This window comes from Asticcacaulis excentricus, from assembly GCF_003966695.1.
GTDB classification, from domain to species: domain Bacteria; phylum Pseudomonadota; class Alphaproteobacteria; order Caulobacterales; family Caulobacteraceae; genus Asticcacaulis; species Asticcacaulis excentricus_A.
In genome coordinates, this window is the sequence record NZ_AP018827.1 from 1,311,051 (window position 1) to 1,328,262 (window position 17,212).

Sequence of the window (17,212 nt, forward strand, 5' to 3'; positions counted from 1 at the left end):
AAGTGCGTCCCACTTTTCGGAAAGTGCTTGAAAATGATCGACCGCCGCTCCTTCCTCGTTGCCTCCACCGGCCTGTTTGCTTCGGCTGTCCTGCCGCAGAGCGCCTTTGCGGCGGGACGCGACCCGCGCTTCGTCGTCATCATCCTGCGCGGCGCGCTCGATGGCCTCGCCGCCGTGCCGCCAGTCGGTGACCCAGACTTCGCCGCCCTGCGTCCCCCGGCGTGGGAGGGCGAGGCCCTGCCGCTCAACGGCTTTTTTTCCCTGAACCCGGCCATGCCCAACCTGAAACGCCTCTATGGCGCGAGTCAGGCGGCGATCGTCCACGCCTCAGCCACCCCCTATCGCAACCGCTCGCACTTCGATGGGCAAGACGTGCTGGAGTCGGGCTTTGATGTGCCCGGCCACGCCGATACGGGCTGGCTCAACCGCCTGATCCTGTCGCTGGGGCAAGGGTCAAAGATCGGCGCCGCGCAAAAATCGCTGTCGGTCGGCACGCTGACGCCGCTGGTCATCCGCGGCGAAGCGCCCCTACTCGGCTGGGCCCCGCAGCAGTTGAAGGCCGCCGATCCCGACCTCGCCCCACGCCTGTTGCGCCTCTATGGCGAGACGGACCCGGCCCTGATGACCGTGCTGCAAGAGGGTATCGACACCGGCAAGATCGCGTCGGGCATGAACCCGATGATGGGCGGCGGCGGCCCGGCCGGGGCCATGGTCGATATGGCCAAGGGGGCGGCGGCCCTGATGGGGCGCGACGACGGCCCGCGCATCGCCGCCATGGCTTTCGATGGATGGGACACCCACACCGCCGAACAGCGCCGCCTGACGCAGCTTCTGGGCGGCCTCGATCAGTCTCTGGCCGCTTTTGAACAGGGTCTGGGGGCGAAATGGGCCGACACGGTGGTGCTGGTGGCGACCGAATTTGGCCGCACGGCGCGCTTTAACGGCACGCAGGGCTCCGACCACGGTCAGGCCACGACCGCCTTCCTTGCCGGCGGTGCGGTCAAGGGCGGGCGTGTCATCGCCGACTGGCCGGGCCTGAAAGGCGCGCAGCTCTACGAAGGGCGCGACCTCACCCCGACCACCGACCTGCGCGCTGTGGTGATGGGCGTGGCCCGCGACCATCTGGGGGCCGATGTGCGGCGGCTACAGACCGACGTCTTCCCCGGCGCGCTCAGCGTCAAACCGCTGGACGGTCTGGTGTAGAGATCACTCCGCGATAAAGCCGCCGGTCTGGCGGGCCCACAGGCGGGCATAGAGGCCCTGCGCGGCCAGAAGCTCCGCATGGGTGCCGGTTTCGATAATCCGCCCCTCTTCGAGCACCACCAGACGGTCCATCCGCGCGATGGTTGACAGCCGGTGCGCGATGGCGATGACCGTCTTGTCCTGCATCAGCTCGATCAGGCTGTCCTGAATGGCGGCTTCGACCTCGGAATCGAGCGCCGCCGTGGCTTCGTCCATGATCAGGATCGGCGCGTTTTTGAGCAGGACGCGGGCGATGGCGATGCGCTGCCTCTGACCGCCGGACAGCTTGACGCCGCGCTCCCCCACATGGGCATCAAGGCCGGAGCGGCCCTTGTTGTCGCGTAGGTCAGGGATGAAGTCCCAGGCGTGGGCGCGACGGGCGGCTTCGATGATCTCTTCATCCGAGGCCCCCGGCCGGCCATAGGCGATATTGGCTCGGATCGAACGGTGCAGCAAAGACGTATCCTGCGTCACCATGCCGATATGGGCGCGAAGGGAATCCTGCGTGACGTGCGTAATGTCCTGCCCGTCGATGCGGATGCACCCTTCGCTGAGGTCGTAAAGGCGTAAAAAGACATTGACCAGCGTCGATTTGCCCGCGCCGGATGGCCCGACCAGGCCGATCTTTTCGCCCGCAGCAATGGTCAGGTCGATGCCGTTCAAAGCGGGTTTGCCTTCGGCGTAATTGAAGCGAACCCGCTCAAATTGCACCTCACCCGCCGTGACGCTCAGCGGCTTGGCATCCGGGGCGTCGCTGACGCTGTGGGCTCTGGCGATGGTCTCGATGCCGTTCTGCACCGTGCCGATGTTTTCAAACAGGCTGGTGACCTGAAACATCACCCAGCCGGACATGTTGAGGACGCGCTGGGTCAAGGCGCCGACCAGAGCGATGGCCCCGACGGTGATCAGCCCCTGCCCCCACAGCCACACGGCCAGCACGCCGGTCGAGAGCAGAAGGGCGGCATTGAGACAGGCCACAAGGATATCCAGCCGCGTGATCAGGCGCTGCTGTTGCTGCCATTTGGCGGTGTTGTCTTCCAGCGCCTCACGCACATAGGCGTCTTCGCGCGACGGGTCGGCGAACAGCTTAACCGTCTGGATATTGGTGTAGCTATCGACCACACGGCCGACCAGCGCCGAGCGGGCTTCGGAGGCCTGTTCAGAGGCGCTCGACAGCTTCGGCACGAAGCGCCAGCAGATCAGGCCATAGCTGATCAGCCACAGGCTCAGCGGCACGATCAGGCGGATATCGGCCTGAAAGAACAGGTAAAGCGCACTGGAGAAATAGACCAGCACGTAGAGGAAGGTGTCGCACAGGGTGATCAGGGTGTTGCGCACACTGGACGCGCTATCGACGACCTTGGATGCGACGCGACCGGCAAAGTCATTGGAGAAAAAGCTCATCGACTGACGCACCACGTGGCGGTGCGACTGCCAGCGGATCAGGGCCGGGAAGTTGGTCGTCACCCCCTGTTGCAGCAGCAACGACTGGATCAGCACCAGCAGCGGCCAGCCAATACCCAGCAGCAGCACCATGGCGATAAAATAGTGCCCGTGCTGTGCCCAAAGCTGCGACGGCTTTGTGGTGTTAAGTATGTCCACTATGTCGGCGATGAAGCGGAAGATCATCACCTCGGTCAGGGTCACCAAGAGTCCCGCCGCCAGAACGCCGGCAAAGACGGGCCAGGTCTGACGCAGATAGACGAGGAAATAAGGCACGATCGACGCCGGCGGGGTCGTTTCCGGATAGGGCCGGAACGGGTCGATCAGGCGCTCAAAACGGCGAAACAGGGCGGTCAGCATGGCACAGCTTTCGGATGGGGCCGCACGCATGGCAGCCGCGCCGGTCAGGAGGCGTCAGTAGCCGAAAGCGGCGGATCGTGTCATGCTCAAAAAGATGAAAACGGAGGGTCCATGCCCAATACGCTTCTGATCCTGTGGCCGATGGGCGCGCTGGCCGCCCTCACCTTTGTCATGCTGACGGGTATCCTGATCACGCGCCTCGCCGCGGCCAAGGCCGGACAGGTGACGCCGCGCGACTTCGCTTTTGGCGAAAGCGAGCGGGTGCCGAAGCAGAGCCGCCTGATCAGCCGCAACTATTCGAGCCTGTTTGAGCTGCCGGTGCTGTTCTATGTTCTGTGCCTGATGCTGTTTGTCACGAAGACGGTCAGCGATGGGCAACTGATACTGGCCTGGGCCTATGTGGCCTTGCGTGTCCTGCACAGCCTGATCCACGTAACGATCAACCACATCCTGTTCCGCTTACTGGCCTTTGCCGGGTCCGTGACGGTGCTGCTGACGATGTGGGTGCTGTTTTTTGTGCGGCTGGCGTGAAAGCGCGCTCCCTTATACCTCCCCGCCTTTGGCGGGGAGCCGGGCGGCCGGTGCCGGGGACCGCACGAGCCTGTCTGAGCCTAAGCGAAGACGGGTGAGATGTGGTGGTGGGGGCCTTTCTGAGAGCGCGTTTCGTTCAGGTTGAATCATAAACGGGCTTAAGCCGCCGTCGCCTTGAGCCCGATAATCGCCACCAGCAGCATCCCCAGAAACAGGAGCCGCATCGGCGTTACCGCTTCGTGGAACAGCACAATGCCGAGGATCGCCGCCCCCAGCGCCCCGATACCCACCCACACGCCATAGGCCGTGCCAATGGGCAGGCTTTGCGCGGCCTTGGCCAGCAAAAACATACTCCCGGCCAGCGTCACCAGCGTGAACAGGCTCGGCACGGGCTTCGTAAAGCCGTGGCTGTATTTCAGCCCGATGGCCCAGCACACCTCCAGCAGTCCGGCAATAATCAGATACACCCACGGCATCGGCAAGACCGTCGTCATAACGCACGCCTTTGATAATAAAATGTCAGGGAGCGTCGTCTTGTCTGCCCGGCCTTTTTGCCGCGCATCCGTACCCCAAAACCGCGTGGCACTTTTGAGGATGCGCTGACTCCGGTCCCGGTACGGCGCGTCTCGTCGGGAACAGATGCGCTATAGCAAATGCGGCACGCCGGATAAAGCCCTGATCGGGCTCAGCTTTTGGCCACATTACAGGCCTGTAAGTTATTGCGCAAAATTCATCAAATAAATCAAATGATTAAATCCCGTTCATGACGTTCATTTAATTTGAAACTATCTGCGGGCTGCGGCATACCCACATCACCGGCGGACGAAACGCCGCCACACAAAAGCAAACCTCAAACCGAATACTTATCAAATCGAAAGGATATCGACATGCAAATCTCTCTGACCGGCGCCACCTTCCTCAGCTTTGCCACCTTCCTGACCATGCCCTGCTCAGCATCTGAGCCATTACTTGCACACACCGAAAGATATACACCATGACCCGCTACCTCACCCCGCTCTACTTCCTGTCGATCACCGCCTTCTGCGTGATCTCGCTCCTCACCATCGCTTAAGGATAAGTCCCATGACCAACGCATTAACCGGCCTGTTCTTCCTGTCGTTTGCCGCCCTCGCCACCGTCGCCCTGCTCGTCATCTGAGCGATGCTGACAGATGAGTAATGCGTAACGACAGGGAGGCGCTGATGCCCACCGCACAGCCAGACACCAAAACCAAACGGCCAAAAAAACGGGCGGAAGACTGATCTTCCGCCCGTTTTCTTATTTGGCAATCCCATACCAGTTCAACCCGCCGGGCAACTCACCCGCTGCGTAATCCACCTGCAATACCCGCCGCCGTCCCATGCGCTGCGACCTTTCGGACGCATGAAGAATAGGCGTCGAATAGGCCCAGACATCTCCCGCCGACGCCAGACACTCTAAAACCGGCAAGTGTTCCGCACGGTCGGCCACCTCCGCCGCAGGCACACGGCCTAGCCGGTGCGAGCCGAGCGCGATCTTCAACGGCGCATTGTCCGCACCACAGTCATCCAGATGCAAACGCAGGGTCACCATACCTTCCAGCACGGATATGGGCGGTTCGACATGGATCAGGCCGTCCTTTACCGACCACGGTCCAAAGCCTTCGACGGCGATGCGCTCACGCACGACTATGGTGCGGTCCTGATGCCAGGCCACACTCCAGTTGGTCTCAGGCGTCTTGTCGAAGATGACCGCTCTGACCGGATGCGCCCCGGCCCCGATATGGCCCACAGCGATTTGCGCCAGCGGTCCCTCGGACACCACAGACGCCCAGTCGCCCTTGCTTAATCGTCGGCCGGGTCGCCCGCTCAGTTGCAACTCGAACACACGACACAGCGCCGCGACAGTCTCAGACGCAAGAACGGCGCGATGAAGCACCGCGCCGTCCCTGTGGAAACCCAACACTTCCGGGCTCATATCCACCCGCCCATTAACCGGGGCTGACCATGTTTTCCGGGCGGACGTACTGATCGAACTCTTCATTGGTCAGGTAGCCACCACCGACCGCCTCTTCGCGCAGCGTCGTGCCGTTCTTGTGCGCGGTCTTGGCGATCTTGGCGCAGGCATCATAGCCCAGACGCCCGTTCAGCGCCGTCACCAGCATCAGCGAGTTTTCGACGCCCTTACGGATATTGTCGATGCGCGGCTCGATCCCCACCACGCAGTTGTCGGTGAACGACACGGCCGCGTCGGCCAAGAGGCGCACCGATTGCAGGAAGTTATAGGCCATCACCGGGTTAAAGACGTTCAGTTCAAAATGCCCCTGCGACCCGGCAAAGGTCAGGGCGGCGTGGTTGCCGAACACCTGCACGCAGACCTGAGTGAGCGCCTCGCACTGGGTCGGGTTGACCTTGCCCGGCATGATGGACGAGCCCGGCTCGTTTTCCGGCAGGGCCAGTTCGCCTAAGCCCGCGCGCGGCCCGGACCCCAAAAACCGGATATCGTTGGCGATCTTGAACAGCGACGCGGCCACCGTATTGATGGCCCCGTGCGAGAAGACCATGGCGTCGTGCGCCGCCAGCGCTTCAAACTTGTTCGGCGCCGTGGTGAAACCAAGGCCCGTGATGCGTGCAATGGCTTCGGCCACGCCCTCAGCAAAGCCGATCGGCGCGTTGAGCCCGGTGCCGACCGCCGTGCCGCCCTGCGCCAGTTGCATCAGCGCCGGAAGCGTCGATTCAATGCGCGCAATGCCGTTTTCGACCTGCTTGGCATAGCCCGAAAACTCCTGACCGAGCGTCAGCGGCGTCGCGTCCTGCGTATGGGTGCGGCCGATCTTGATGATCTCGGCCCAGGCCTTCGCCTTGGCATCGAGCGCGGCGTGCAGGTGCTTCAGCGCCGGCAAGAGGTCGTGCACGATCTGCTCGGCGCAGGCCACGTGCATGGCCGTCGGATAGGTGTCGTTCGACGACTGCGACATGTTGACGTGGTCGTTGGGGTGCACCGGCTTTTTCGAGCCCATCTCACCGCCCAGAATTTCGATAGCGCGGTTGGAGATGACTTCGTTGGCGTTCATGTTGGACTGCGTGCCCGAACCGGTCTGCCACACCACCAGCGGGAAGTGGTCATTGAGCTTGCCCTCGATCACTTCGTTGGCGGCCTGAATGATGGCATTGGCGATGGTGGCGTCCAACTTGCCCAGAGACTGATTGGTTTCCGCCGCCGCGCGCTTGACGATCCCCAGCGCCCGCACCACCGGCAGGGGCTGCTTTTCCCAGCCGATCTTGAAATTGCCGAGGCTGCGCTGTGCCTGCGCGCCCCAGTATTTCGAATTATCGACCTCGATGGGGCCGAAGGTATCGGTTTCGGTGCGTGTCGCTTTGGTCATGACGGGAGTCTCCGTTACTGCCGGGGCATCCACGACCGGGGCCTGAGACGCTTGGGTCTGAGAAGCCTTAGTCTTCGATTTTTTCTTGCCGAACAACCAGCCGAACATGGATGCACCCCTCCTGAAAATCTGCGGCTTTCAGTGGAACATTTGCCCCAAAAGGGCAAGGGGTTTTACGTCAAGGTGCGGGCAATTTGCAATGCTGCTCTCACCTTGCTTAGCCGGTGAGCGGTCATACAGCGAGCGTGGCAAATCTTAGGAATTAGAATTGGGGCTGTCGTAGATAAGGTAACTTATCTATGGTGGTTATATGGGCTTAAAGCGCTGTAAATTAAGTCGAAAAACACAGCTTCGGCTTCTGGAATTTTTCGTTCTGGAAGTGACAGCACGCTCGGCTGCGGATGTTTTGGGTTTGCAGGCCAACACCGTAGCCTTATTTTACCGAAAAGTGCGCGAACTTATCGTCGAACAGGCAGCCGCCAATGAAGAGTTGCTCGGCGGTGAGGTCGAGGTGGATGAAAGCTATTTCGGCGGAGTTCGTAAAGGCAAACGAGGTCGGGGCGCTTTGGGTAGGCGCCCCAAATTGCTTGAAGATTTAGACAGATTAGACGGAAATCGAGAATTCAGCGACGACGACGCTTTGACTTATATCCGCTCCGCCGACGCCTCAAGCCACGCTCATGGAGCTTGTCATGAAGAAGGGATGTTAAGCGGTCTTGCCACCCATCTGTATGCACGACGCGATCAAAATGAGCGTCCTGATCGCGAAGGAGATCAAGCCGCGACCGCTGTGATGCTTCGCCCCAATCTTGGTATAGTAGATACACCGCATTGCCATATTTGAGGTTCTCAAACACGACTAGATCATCCGCAAACTGCGCGCCGAAATAGGAACCAAAACTTCCCTGTCCACGAATGTAGGCTTTCGGCTCGAAACCTTCGAACAATCGCACACGGTCTCGGACATGCTTCTCGAAATCGGGAGCATTTGAAGGGCGCGCCGAACTTAACAGACGAGCAACAACCTCATCGGCAGTGCCGGGCGGAAAAATCTGCCAGTCGAGCGTGACCGTCGAAATGTATTCAGCTCGTGTCGCATCGCTCGCAAACACGCCAGTGACCCCCGTGTTCTCTTGCAAGACGTTTAGCGCCCAAAGCAGCATTAGATCGAATTCGGCCATGCCACGGCTCAGCATGGGGGTGAGAGCAAACTTAACGATTAACTGCTCGCCACCCTTGTCTTCAAGCACTATAGGCTCAATGGTCATCCCCTGTGGCTCGAATATTTGGTGTTGGTAGACATCCTTCGTCCACGAGCGCATCGTCCAACCGTTGCGCGCACCATCTCCAAAATTGGGTGACTCGAAGGTCCATGACTTCTGGACCATCGGCCAATCCTCGCGCTTGCGATCCCAGCCGTGCGCGTTCCGCTTAGACCACCTTCCAGCATCTGCCGGAGGATGTGCGGGTCCAGCGGTAGAAATCCCGGAGGTCGCTGCAGTTAGCCCTAGATGACTATACAGCCCCTCTTCGACATCACTTCGATTGACTCTCTTGGTTGCAGCAACGGCGATGAGATCACCCTCAATGTCGTCCAGCGCATCCAGCACAAATGAAGGGATTTGACGGTAGTTGCTCTTCCAAGAAAAACGCTTTGCCATCATGTAACCCCCTGCTGTGGAACCAAAATATATGGGTCCGATAGCAAACTTACAAGTAGGGGTTGAGACTTTTTTAAAGGTCGCTTGTTTGCGAAAGAAATAACCAGATATGAATGGGGAATGCAAAATGTGAGGCTGCGCGGGCATACTTTCGTCAATTTCCACTCACTTACGATCAGCTACCGGTCCATACACAAGGGTCACTGGCACCTGCACGCCAAAATCTACCTAAATCTATCCCCCTCGCTGAAAGCCGGTGCATCCTGTGGGCATGGCTTTGGATACGCACAGCACAGAGGAGAGACTAAGCCCGGAGGTTCGGCGCCGCCGATTGCGCGCCTTTGCCGACCGGATGCTGCTGCGCGCCGAGGCTCTGGACGATCCCGAAGACATGCAAGGCGTTGAGCGCGCGGTGCGCGTGGCGGCGGTTATTGAGCGCATCTACAGCCGCTGCGACCGTGCCGAAACCCAGGCTCCTGATCCGCGCAAGCTGGAGGCCGAACGGGCGCAGCACTACAACGAAGCGCTCAAGGCGCGCGTCTCACTGGCCGGAACGCTGCAATGGGCGCAGGCGCGCCGCACCGAGCTGGGGCCGTGGTGGGAGGCCGCGAAACGCGAAGCCACCTCGCCGCGTCCTCAAGCCGACGCGGTGCCAGCGCCTGCGCCAAAAGGCGTCACGCCTGAGGCGGCGAAAGCGCCGACTGTGGAGGCTGCGGCTGTGGCGACCAAGGCCTCCAAAATGATTGACCGTCCCCTGCCTGTGCCGGGGGTGACGCCGGTGAGGGCTGCGGGGACTGAGTTTCGTCCGAACGCGCGCCCCGCTCCGGCAGTTCTGCCCGGTCTGACGCCGCAGCCGTCGAAAGCGGCGCAACTGGTGGCGCAGTTACGCCGGCAAGGGACGCAGACACAGCCTCCAACCGCCCCACCGTGAAGAGGGACGTAAACGATACAGCCCCAGCGTTTTGGGAAAGAAAGACCCCCCACCACCGCATCTCACCGCGTAAACGCGGCTCGTGCGGTCCCCCTCCCCAACAAGTTGGGGAGGTATAAGGGAGGTGTGAACCTTCCCCGCAACGCAGGGACCGAGGGCAAGAAAAGCCACCGTCCCGCGCCACCCGGACACCCGCCTGCCAACCTTGGGGGATCGCCCTTCCTTATACCTCCCCAGTTTACTGGGGAGGGGGGACCGCACGAGCCTGTCTGAGCCTACGCGAAGACAGGTGAGATGTGGTGGTGGGGGGCTTTCTGAGTTTCAACACCGGCGCGGGTGGACGTTGCGCCTCACCCCACCCCCGCATCGCCTTCGCTGCGCTCAGTTGTGCGGTCCCCGGCACCGGCCGCCCGGCTCCCCGCCAAAGGCAGGGAGGTGTAAGGGAGGGTGAACCCACTACTGGCGCTACACCCCCACCCACGGAGCTATAAACGCGCCTAGCTCAGCAAGGCCGCCGGGGCGCAGGCGTTGAAGGACAGCCACACCTTCTCATCCCAGGTAAAGTCTTCCTGATCCCAGCGCGTCAGGTTGGAGCGCAGCACCTTGACCATGCGGCCGCTTTGCAGCTCAACCTCATAGACCGTTTCTGAGCCCAGATAGGTCATCAGGCGGATGGTCCCGGCGACGATGTTATAGCCTTCCGGGGCGTCTTCCATCTTGGTCGGCTTGTGATCGAACTTCTCCATCTCGATCTTTTCCGGACGCAGCGCCGCCCAGACGGTCGCGCCGGTCGCCCCGGTCACCCCGTGGTCGAGATAGATGGGGCCGATGTCGCGCGTATTGATGATGGCGTGGTCCGGCTCATCGACGTCGAGCGTCCCTTCAAACAGGTTCACGCTGCCGATAAAGTCGGCGACAAAGCGCGAATTGGGGAACTCATAGAGGTCAAAGGGCGTGGCCACCTGTTGCAGCAGGCCGCGGTTCATCACGGCGCAGCGCGTCGCCATGGCCAGGGCCTCGTCCTGATCGTGGGTGACCATGATGAAGGTGATGCCGACCTTCTCCTGAAGAAGCGCCAGCTCGGTGCGCATGGCGTCGCGCAGCTTGGCATCGAGCGCCGACAGGGGCTCATCGAGCAGCAGGACGCGGGGCTTTTTGACCAGCGCGCGGGCCAGCGCCACGCGCTGACGCTGACCGCCCGACATCTGGTCGGGCTTGCGCTCACCGAAGCCGCCGAGCTTGACCAGCTCCAGCGCTTCCTCGGCGCGCTGACGGCGCTCAGCCTGCGGCACACCGTCCATCTTCAGGCCGTAGGCGACGTTATCGAGCACGCTCATGTGCGGGAAGACGGCGTAGGACTGAAACACCATGTTCACCGGGCGCTTGTTCGGCGGGGTGTTGGAGACGTCCTTGCCGTCGATCAGGATGCGGCCCTCGGTCGGCATCTCAAACCCGGCCAGCATACGCAGAAGCGTGGTCTTGCCGCAGCCCGACGGCCCCAGCAGGGAGAAGAATTCACCCTCCTTGATGTCGAGCGACACATTGTCCACGGCGGTATTCTTGCCAAAGCGCTTGGAGACGTTCTCGAAGCTGATGATGGTCTTGTCTTCAGACATCAGGTGTCTCCGTCACTTCTTTTCGGGGCCGTGGCCGGCGGTCAGGGCGCTGGTCCCTTGGAATTTCAAGGCGAGGAAGGTGAGCAGGACCGTCACCACGATCAGTATGGTCGAGGCGGCGTTGACCTCAGGCGTCACCGAGAAACGCACCATCGAATAGATCTTCACCGGGAAGGTCACGGTGTCGGGCCCGGAGGTGAAGAACGTGATGACGAAATCATCGAGCGACAGGGTGAAGGCCAGAAGGGCGCCGGCGATCAGCGACGGCTGGATATGCGGCACCAGCACGTCCATCAGGGTGCGCCATTCGCTGGCCCCCAGATCCTTGGCGGCCTCTTCAAGCTCCCGGTTGAACGAGGCGAGACGCGCGCGCACCACCACCGCCACGAAGGGGAAGCTGAACGAGACGTGGGCGATGATGATGGCCCCCAGATTGAGCGGCCACGGCAGGCCCTGCGGCCAGGGGAAGATTTTGGCGAAGAAGACCAGCATCCCGACGCCCATGCAGATTTCCGGCACCACGATGGGGATGGCCATGCCCGCATCAAAGGCGGTGCGGCCGGGGAAGCGGAAGCGCCACAGGGCAATGGCCGCCATGGCCCCCACGATCACCGACAGGATGGTCGAACACAGGGCGATGACGAGGGAGTTGCTGAAGGCCTCGATCAAACTGGCATTGGTCAGGGCCTTTTCGTAGTATTTCAGCGTAAAGCCCTGCCACACCACGTTGCGCTTTGAGTCATTGAAGGAAAAGACCATCAGCGAGATCAGCGGCGCGTAGAGGAAGATCGTCACCGCGATCAGCCACGCCTGAATGGGCCAGCGGCGCATATAGTCGAGCGGGCCCGGACGTTCTTTTTTGGCTGGGGTTACCTTCATGGGGGCTGCGTCGCTCATGCCATCCCCCGCTTCTTCGCCGAGCTGTCGAGCAGGCCCTGAATGGCGATACCGATAAAGGTCAGATAGACCAGAATGAAGCACAGGGCCGCGCCGAAGGGCCAGTTATTGGCGCGCTTGAACTGGCTTTCGATGACATTGGCGATCATCTGCGAGTCCGTGCCGCCCAGAAGGTCCGGCGTCAGATAGGCCCCCAGCGCCGGGATAAAGGTGATCAGCACGCCCGAAGCTATCCCCGCTCCGGCCAGCGGGATTACAATCGAGAACATCGTCCGGATATGACCGGCCCCCAGATCGAGCGAGGCCTCCAGCAGCGAACGGTCCAGCCGGTCGAGCGTCGAATAGAGCGGCAGGATCATGAACGGCAGATGCACATAGACGAGGCCCAGCACCACGGCGAAATTATTGTACAGCAGCTCCAGCGGCTGAAACGTGCCCAGTGGCTGAAGCCCGATCAGCGTCATCAGGCCCGACGCATGTTCCCACAGAAAGCGATAGGTCTGATTGACATAGCCTTCGCTGCGCAGGACCGCGATCAGGGCGTAGGTGCGGATCAGCAGATTGGTCCAGAAGGGCAGCATGACCAGCAAAAGCAGCCACGGCTTCCACTTGTCCGGCGCAAAGGTGATGGCCAGCGCCACCGGAAAACCGATCACCACGCAGAGGAAGGTGGTCAGGGCCGCCACCCACAGGGACTTGGCGAAGATACCGAGATAGAGGGGCTCCAGCGCCTTGGCGTAGTTGCTCCACGTCCCCGTAAAGGCAATGTCGATCAGGCCGCGGTTTTCACCAAAGCTGTAGAGCCAGACAATGCCCAGCGGCACGAAGAAAAAGAAGACCAGCCAGACGAGCGGCGCGCTCATCAGGGCGGCAAAAAGTCCCTTGGCCTGACGCCAGCTCTGTTCCATGTGCTGTCCCCTTACACAAAAACAAACCGCCGCAGGTCTGGTACCCCTGCGGCGGCGCGACGATTAGGCGGCCTTGATCTTGGTCATGGCGTCTTCATAGACCTGCGCCTTGGCAGCGTCGAACGCGGCGTATTCGCAACGCGCGAGTTCCTCGGTCGAGGGGAAGATGATGGGGTTGTTCTTGTAGCTGTCCGGCATCAGCGCTTTGGCGGCGGCATTGGTCGTCGGGTAGAGGATGGTCTCAAAAATGTGCTTAGAGGCCTGCGCGTCCATCATATAGTTGATGAAGCGGTGGGCGTTTTCCGGGCGCGCCGAATCCTTGGGGATGCACCAGTTGTCGGAATTGAGCTGCGAGCCTTCCTTAGGGATGATGAAATCGATATCGTCGTCCTCAGCCTTAGCCTGCGCGATGTCGCCATTATATTCAAGGACCAGATCAACGTCCTTCGCCAGCAGCATGTCCTGCCCATCATCTTCGTGGAAGGCCTTGATATTGGGCTTTTGCCTGATCAGCATTTCGGTGACCTTGTCGATGGTCGCCTGATCGAGGCCATTGACCGAATGGCCAAGGTATTTGGCCCCCAGACGGATCATGTCCCCGGCTTCGGAAAGGACAGCGATCTTGCCCTTGAACTGATCGGAATCGAACAGGTATTTCCACGAATCCGGCTTGAAGCCCGCCGGCATTTTCGACTTGCGATAGCCGATGCCGAGCACCAGCCAGGTATAGGGCGCCGACCATTTACGGCCCGGATCATAGGCCACGTCCATAAAGGCCGGGTCGATGTTTTTGAGGTTGGGCAGCTTGGCGTGATCGAGCGGCAGGAGCAGGTCGGCCTGCGACAGGCGCTCCACGAAGTCATTCGACGGCACAATCACGTCAAAGCCGGAATTGCCGGTCTTCATCTTCGCGAACAGCTCGTCGTTGGTGGCGAAGATCGACATGTTGACGTCGATACCGGCGGCCTTTTTGAAGTCGGCCAGCGTATTCGTGCCGATATAGGTGTCCCAGTTGTAGAAGTTCAGCTTGTTGCCTTCGCCGCCGGAGGAACTGGCCCCCTGCGAACAGGCCGACAGGCCGCCGAAACTGATGCCCACCGCCGCGGCCCCAAGACCTTGCAGCAAGGAACGACGTGAAGCGTGCGTACGCGATGAAGTCATGTCCGGTCTCCTCAGGTTTCAACCCGTCAGCTTGTAACGGTGGTGGTGGTGCAAACCCCACGGAAGACGCCGTCCCTCTGGCCCCTTCCAAGTGTGACGATACGTTAACAGAATACGGGATTGGGCTTCTGTCAACCGGCAACTGTGATCACGTTCGCAAATGCGTCATGTTTCTTGCGCGGGGCCTCACTCAGACCAGGCCTTGGTCGCCATTGCGCTTTCGCGCCTTACCTCCTCCCCATTTTATGGGGAGGAGAAAAGAACCGTGCGTTTTAGGGCCCAAACCCAATCAGGCGTTGCGCAGATACCAGTCGTAGTCCAGTTCGGTGATTTCCTCGAAGAAACGCGCCTGTTCGGTCTTTTTGACCTTCACATACATGTCGATGAAGCGCTCCCCCAGATAGTCGCGCAGCACCTGAGACCGGTCGAGATAATCGACCGCCGCGAACCAGTTGGTGGGCAGCGTTGCGCCGGTTTCGGCGGCCACGGCATAGCCATTGCCGACCACGGCGGGGCCGGGGTCGATCGCGTGCGTCAGGCCGTGGTGGGCGCAGGCCAGAATGGCCGCCAGCACCAGATAGGGGTTGCCATCGGCCCCGGCGACGCGGTGTTCGACGTGGCGCGTATGGGCGGGGCCAGCGGTGACACGCAAACTCACCGTGCGGTTATTGACGCCCCAGGTCAGGCCCACCGGCGCGTAGGAATTGGCCTTGAAGCGCTTATAGCTGTTGGCACCCGGCGCGAGAATGCCCATGCAGTCGGCCAGATGATCCTTCATGCCGCCGATCATGTGCTTGAGCAGGGGCGAGCCTTCCGGATGGGCATCGGCACAGAGGTTTTTGCCGTCCTTATCCGCCACCGAGACGTGGACGTGGAAGCCGGAGCCCGCGCGATCGGCCCACGGCTTGGCCATAAAGGTCGCTTCGATACCGAGGCTGAGCGCCACGCCCTTGGCCATGCGCTTATAGAGGACCGCATCGTCGGCGGCGCGCAGCGCATCCGGCTTGTGCTTCAGGGTCAGTTCGACCTGACCGGGGGCAAATTCGGAAATCGCCCCTTCCAGCGGGATGTTCATGACATCCGCTGTCTCCCACAGGGTGCGGAAAAACTCACCGTGCGCTTCGACTTCGGGCAGGCCATAGACCTGAATCCCCTTGGGCGTCTGGCCCGTGGTGAAGCCGGCGGCGGGCACCAGTTCACCGTTTTGTCCCCGCTCGATATCGACAAGGTAATATTCCAGTTCGCAGGCCACCACCGGCGTCAGGCCATCAGCAGCGTAGCGGTCGAGCACCCGTTGCAGCACATGGCGCGGATCGAGGTCGTTGGGCGTGCCGTCCAGTTCGTATAGGGAGAGCATAACCTGCCCCACATCATCCCCCAGCCACGGCGCGGGCGTCAGCGTGCCCGGCACCGGCCGCGCCACGCGATCGGCGTCGCCATCTTCCCAGACAAGACCCGTCTCTTCGCAATCGGCCCCCAGCGTATCGACCACCAGAATCGAGCCCGGCAGGAAGCGGCCGTATTCGTAGATGGGCAAAAGCTCGTGACGGCGCAGGCGCTTGCCGCGCGGCACCCCGGTCATCGAGGTGAACAGGATCTCAAAATAATTGATGTGCGGGTGGGCCTCCAGAAAGGCCTTGGCCTCATCAACGGTGGCGACCATGGGGTGTGCAGGCAGGGTCATGAGAAGCCTTTATATTCGACGATAAACCCTTCCACCGCCGCCACGAGGCGGTCAATGGCCTCCGGTGGGGTTTTGGGCGAAATCAGCATCATATTGTGGAAGGGCGCGATCAGCACCCCGCGATTGATCAGATAGAGATGCAGGGCCTCCAGCAGGTGCGGGTCCAGCGCGCGGCGCATGTCGGCGGCGTTTTGTGGCTCAGGCGCGGCGAAGACCAGCTCGGCCCGCGCGCCCACATGCACCACCGACCACGGCACCTGATGCTGCACAATGACAGCCCTCAGCTTGGCCACAAGGCTTTCGGCCCCGGCCTGCATCCAGGCATAGGCGTCCGGGGTCATGACCTCGCTCAGCATGGCCTTCATCCCGGCGATAGCCAGCGCGTTGCCGGACAAGGTGGTGCCTATGCCCGACGAACCCGGACCGATGGCAGCCTGAGCGGCGTCCATGCGCGCGGCGACCTCTGCGGTCACGCCCCACACGGCGGCCGGCACGCCTCCGGCAATGGCCTTGCCTACGGTCAGGACGTCGGCGCGCAGACCGTGTTCGCGCACATAACCGCCAAAGCCCGACGACAGGGTGTGCGTCTCATCGTAAACCAGCAGCGTGCCCGTCTCGTCACACAGGGCGCGCAGGCGCTCATGATAGCCCTCAATCGGCAGGATCATGCCGCAATTGGTCATGACGGGTTCGAGCATGACGGCGGCGATCTCACCCGTGCGCAGCGCCGCCTCCAGCGCCGTCAGGTCGTTGAACGGCACGACGACGCTGTGCTGCGTCAGGTCGGCGACCTGCCCGATCAGGCCGGTCTTATGAACGATCTGCCCGTCCTTCAGCACCACAAAGGCGTCATCGACCATGCCGTGATAGGCCCCGTCGATAAACAGGATTTTAGCGCGCCGGGTGATGGCCCGCGCCCAGCGGATGACGGCGCGATTGGCGTCCGACGCCGTGGTGGCGCACTGCCACATCGGCAGGCCGAAGCGGTCTTTCAGAAGCTGTCCCACCTCAAGGCTGGAGCGGGTCGGCAGCATGAAGCCCACCCCCTGCCCGGCCTGCGCGGCAATGGCGCGTTGCAGTTCTTCGCGCCCGTGGCCGAACATGGACGGGGTGTCGCCCAGACAGAAGTCGTCATAGGCGTGGCCATCGACGTCCCACAGGGTCGCGTCCTTGGCCCGCTCGGCATAGAGCGGCACGGGCGAGGCCCAGTCGTGCATCCAGTGCATCGGCACGCCGCCGCGCCACACCGTTTGCGCCTCAGCGGCCAAAGCGACCGTTTTGGGGTGGGTGGCGGTGAACAGGCGCTTTTGTTCGGTGAGGAAATCAGACAGAGCCGTCACGGCAGGCCCCCTCCGTCAGCGACGTCGCGCTGCCACCTCCCCCGCTCCGCAGGGGAGGAGAAACGAATACCCTC

The 17,212-nt window shown here is 61.6% G+C and carries 14 protein-coding genes and 1 pseudogene; 4 read left to right on the plus strand and 11 right to left on the minus strand.

The features are described 5' to 3' along the window. Positions 1-33: 33 nt before the first annotated feature. Positions 34-1,203: a DUF1501 domain-containing protein gene (locus EM6_RS06105; RefSeq protein WP_172961145.1), complete on the plus strand. Its 1,170-nt coding sequence runs from the start codon at positions 34-36 to the stop codon at positions 1,201-1,203. 3 nt (positions 1,204-1,206) lie between these two features. Here EM6_RS06105 and EM6_RS06110 read toward each other — a convergent pair whose 3' ends face one another. Further along, on the minus strand, positions 1,207-3,075 hold the full coding sequence (locus EM6_RS06110; protein ID WP_269471946.1) for an ABC transporter ATP-binding protein: 1,869 nt from the start codon (positions 3,073-3,075) through the stop codon (positions 1,207-1,209). 81 nt (positions 3,076-3,156) lie between these two features. Between EM6_RS06110 and EM6_RS06115 the strand changes: the two genes are divergently transcribed. Next, positions 3,157-3,576, plus strand: a complete 420-nt coding sequence (locus EM6_RS06115) for an MAPEG family protein (protein WP_126421054.1) — start codon at positions 3,157-3,159, stop codon at positions 3,574-3,576. A 158-nt stretch (positions 3,577-3,734) separates the two neighbouring features. On the opposite strand, the gene sugE is transcribed toward EM6_RS06115, so the two are convergent. The 3 genes from sugE to fumC form a co-directional block, all read right to left on the minus strand. Next, positions 3,735-4,052, minus strand: coding sequence for a quaternary ammonium compound efflux SMR transporter SugE (sugE, locus tag EM6_RS06120; protein WP_126422924.1), 318 nt, complete (start codon positions 4,050-4,052; stop codon positions 3,735-3,737). A gap of 802 nt (positions 4,053-4,854) precedes the next feature. After that, positions 4,855-5,532 carry a phytanoyl-CoA dioxygenase family protein gene (locus EM6_RS06125; RefSeq protein WP_126421056.1) on the minus strand — a complete coding sequence of 226 codons (678 nt, stop codon included), beginning with the start codon at positions 5,530-5,532 and terminating at the stop codon, positions 4,855-4,857. Between the two features lie 13 nt (positions 5,533-5,545). After that, positions 5,546-6,940 carry a class II fumarate hydratase gene (fumC, locus tag EM6_RS06130; protein WP_126421058.1) on the minus strand — a complete coding sequence of 465 codons (1,395 nt, stop codon included), beginning with the start codon at positions 6,938-6,940 and terminating at the stop codon, positions 5,546-5,548. A gap of 310 nt (positions 6,941-7,250) precedes the next feature. Between fumC and EM6_RS17560 the strand changes: the two are divergent. Continuing rightward, positions 7,251-7,514 (plus strand): annotated as a pseudogene (locus tag EM6_RS17560) (IS1595 family transposase); the annotation flags it as partial. Positions 7,515-7,563: 49 nt separating this feature from the next. Here the strand turns inward: EM6_RS17560 and EM6_RS17325 are convergent. Further along, a complete protein-coding gene (locus tag EM6_RS17325; RefSeq protein ID WP_172961146.1) occupies positions 7,564-8,604 on the minus strand; it encodes a hypothetical protein in 1,041 nt (346 codons plus the stop codon). Between the two features lie 328 nt (positions 8,605-8,932). Between EM6_RS17325 and EM6_RS06140 the strand changes: the two genes are divergently transcribed. Further along, the gene (locus EM6_RS06140) at positions 8,933-9,532 is read left to right on the plus strand and encodes a hypothetical protein (RefSeq protein WP_126421060.1); all 600 of its coding nucleotides are present in this window, start codon (positions 8,933-8,935) and stop codon (positions 9,530-9,532) included. Positions 9,533-10,029: 497 nt separating this feature from the next. On the opposite strand, the gene EM6_RS06145 is transcribed toward EM6_RS06140, so the two are convergent. The 6 genes from EM6_RS06145 to EM6_RS06170 all read right to left on the minus strand — a co-directional run bounded on the left by EM6_RS06145 (position 10,030) and on the right by EM6_RS06170 (position 17,138). Beyond that, the gene (locus EM6_RS06145; RefSeq protein WP_013478344.1) at positions 10,030-11,148 is read right to left on the minus strand and encodes an ABC transporter ATP-binding protein; all 1,119 of its coding nucleotides are present in this window, start codon (positions 11,146-11,148) and stop codon (positions 10,030-10,032) included. A 12-nt stretch (positions 11,149-11,160) separates the two neighbouring features. Continuing rightward, positions 11,161-12,027 (minus strand): ABC transporter permease, encoded by an 867-nt coding sequence (locus EM6_RS06150; RefSeq protein ID WP_126422926.1) that lies wholly within the window; start codon positions 12,025-12,027, stop codon positions 11,161-11,163. Positions 12,028-12,041: 14 nt separating this feature from the next. Next, on the minus strand, positions 12,042-12,953 hold the full coding sequence (locus EM6_RS06155; protein WP_126421062.1) for an ABC transporter permease: 912 nt from the start codon (positions 12,951-12,953) through the stop codon (positions 12,042-12,044). A 63-nt stretch (positions 12,954-13,016) separates the two neighbouring features. Further along, positions 13,017-14,114: an ABC transporter substrate-binding protein gene (locus tag EM6_RS06160; RefSeq protein WP_126421063.1), complete on the minus strand. Its 1,098-nt coding sequence runs from the start codon at positions 14,112-14,114 to the stop codon at positions 13,017-13,019. Positions 14,115-14,403: 289 nt separating this feature from the next. After that, on the minus strand, positions 14,404-15,777 hold the full coding sequence (locus EM6_RS06165; protein ID WP_126422928.1) for a glutamine synthetase family protein: 1,374 nt from the start codon (positions 15,775-15,777) through the stop codon (positions 14,404-14,406). Between the two features lie 17 nt (positions 15,778-15,794). Continuing rightward, entirely contained in the window at positions 15,795-17,138 is a 1,344-nt protein-coding gene (locus EM6_RS06170; RefSeq protein WP_126421065.1) for an aspartate aminotransferase family protein, read from the minus strand. Positions 17,139-17,212: the final 74 nt, after the last annotated feature.

Bases quoted from the DNA above. Each gene is read 5' to 3' on its own strand.
- EM6_RS06105 (WP_172961145.1), top strand. From the start codon at position 34: ATGATCGACCGCCGCTCCTTCCTCGTTGCCTCCACCGGCCTGTTTGCT.
- EM6_RS06110 (WP_269471946.1), bottom strand. From the start codon at position 3,075: ATGCGTGCGGCCCCATCCGAAAGCTGTGCCATGCTGACCGCCCTGTTT.
- EM6_RS06115 (WP_126421054.1), top strand. From the start codon at position 3,157: ATGCCCAATACGCTTCTGATCCTGTGGCCGATGGGCGCGCTGGCCGCC.
- sugE (WP_126422924.1), bottom strand. From the start codon at position 4,052: ATGCCGTGGGTGTATCTGATTATTGCCGGACTGCTGGAGGTGTGCTGG.
- EM6_RS06125 (WP_126421056.1), bottom strand. From the start codon at position 5,532: ATGAGCCCGGAAGTGTTGGGTTTCCACAGGGACGGCGCGGTGCTTCAT.
- fumC (WP_126421058.1), bottom strand. From the start codon at position 6,940: ATGACCAAAGCGACACGCACCGAAACCGATACCTTCGGCCCCATCGAG.
- EM6_RS17325 (WP_172961146.1), bottom strand. From the start codon at position 8,604: ATGATGGCAAAGCGTTTTTCTTGGAAGAGCAACTACCGTCAAATCCCT.
- EM6_RS06145 (WP_013478344.1), bottom strand. From the start codon at position 11,148: ATGTCTGAAGACAAGACCATCATCAGCTTCGAGAACGTCTCCAAGCGC.
- EM6_RS06150 (WP_126422926.1), bottom strand. From the start codon at position 12,027: ATGAAGGTAACCCCAGCCAAAAAAGAACGTCCGGGCCCGCTCGACTAT.
- EM6_RS06155 (WP_126421062.1), bottom strand. From the start codon at position 12,953: ATGGAACAGAGCTGGCGTCAGGCCAAGGGACTTTTTGCCGCCCTGATG.
- EM6_RS06160 (WP_126421063.1), bottom strand. From the start codon at position 14,114: ATGACTTCATCGCGTACGCACGCTTCACGTCGTTCCTTGCTGCAAGGT.
- EM6_RS06165 (WP_126422928.1), bottom strand. From the start codon at position 15,777: ATGGTCGCCACCGTTGATGAGGCCAAGGCCTTTCTGGAGGCCCACCCG.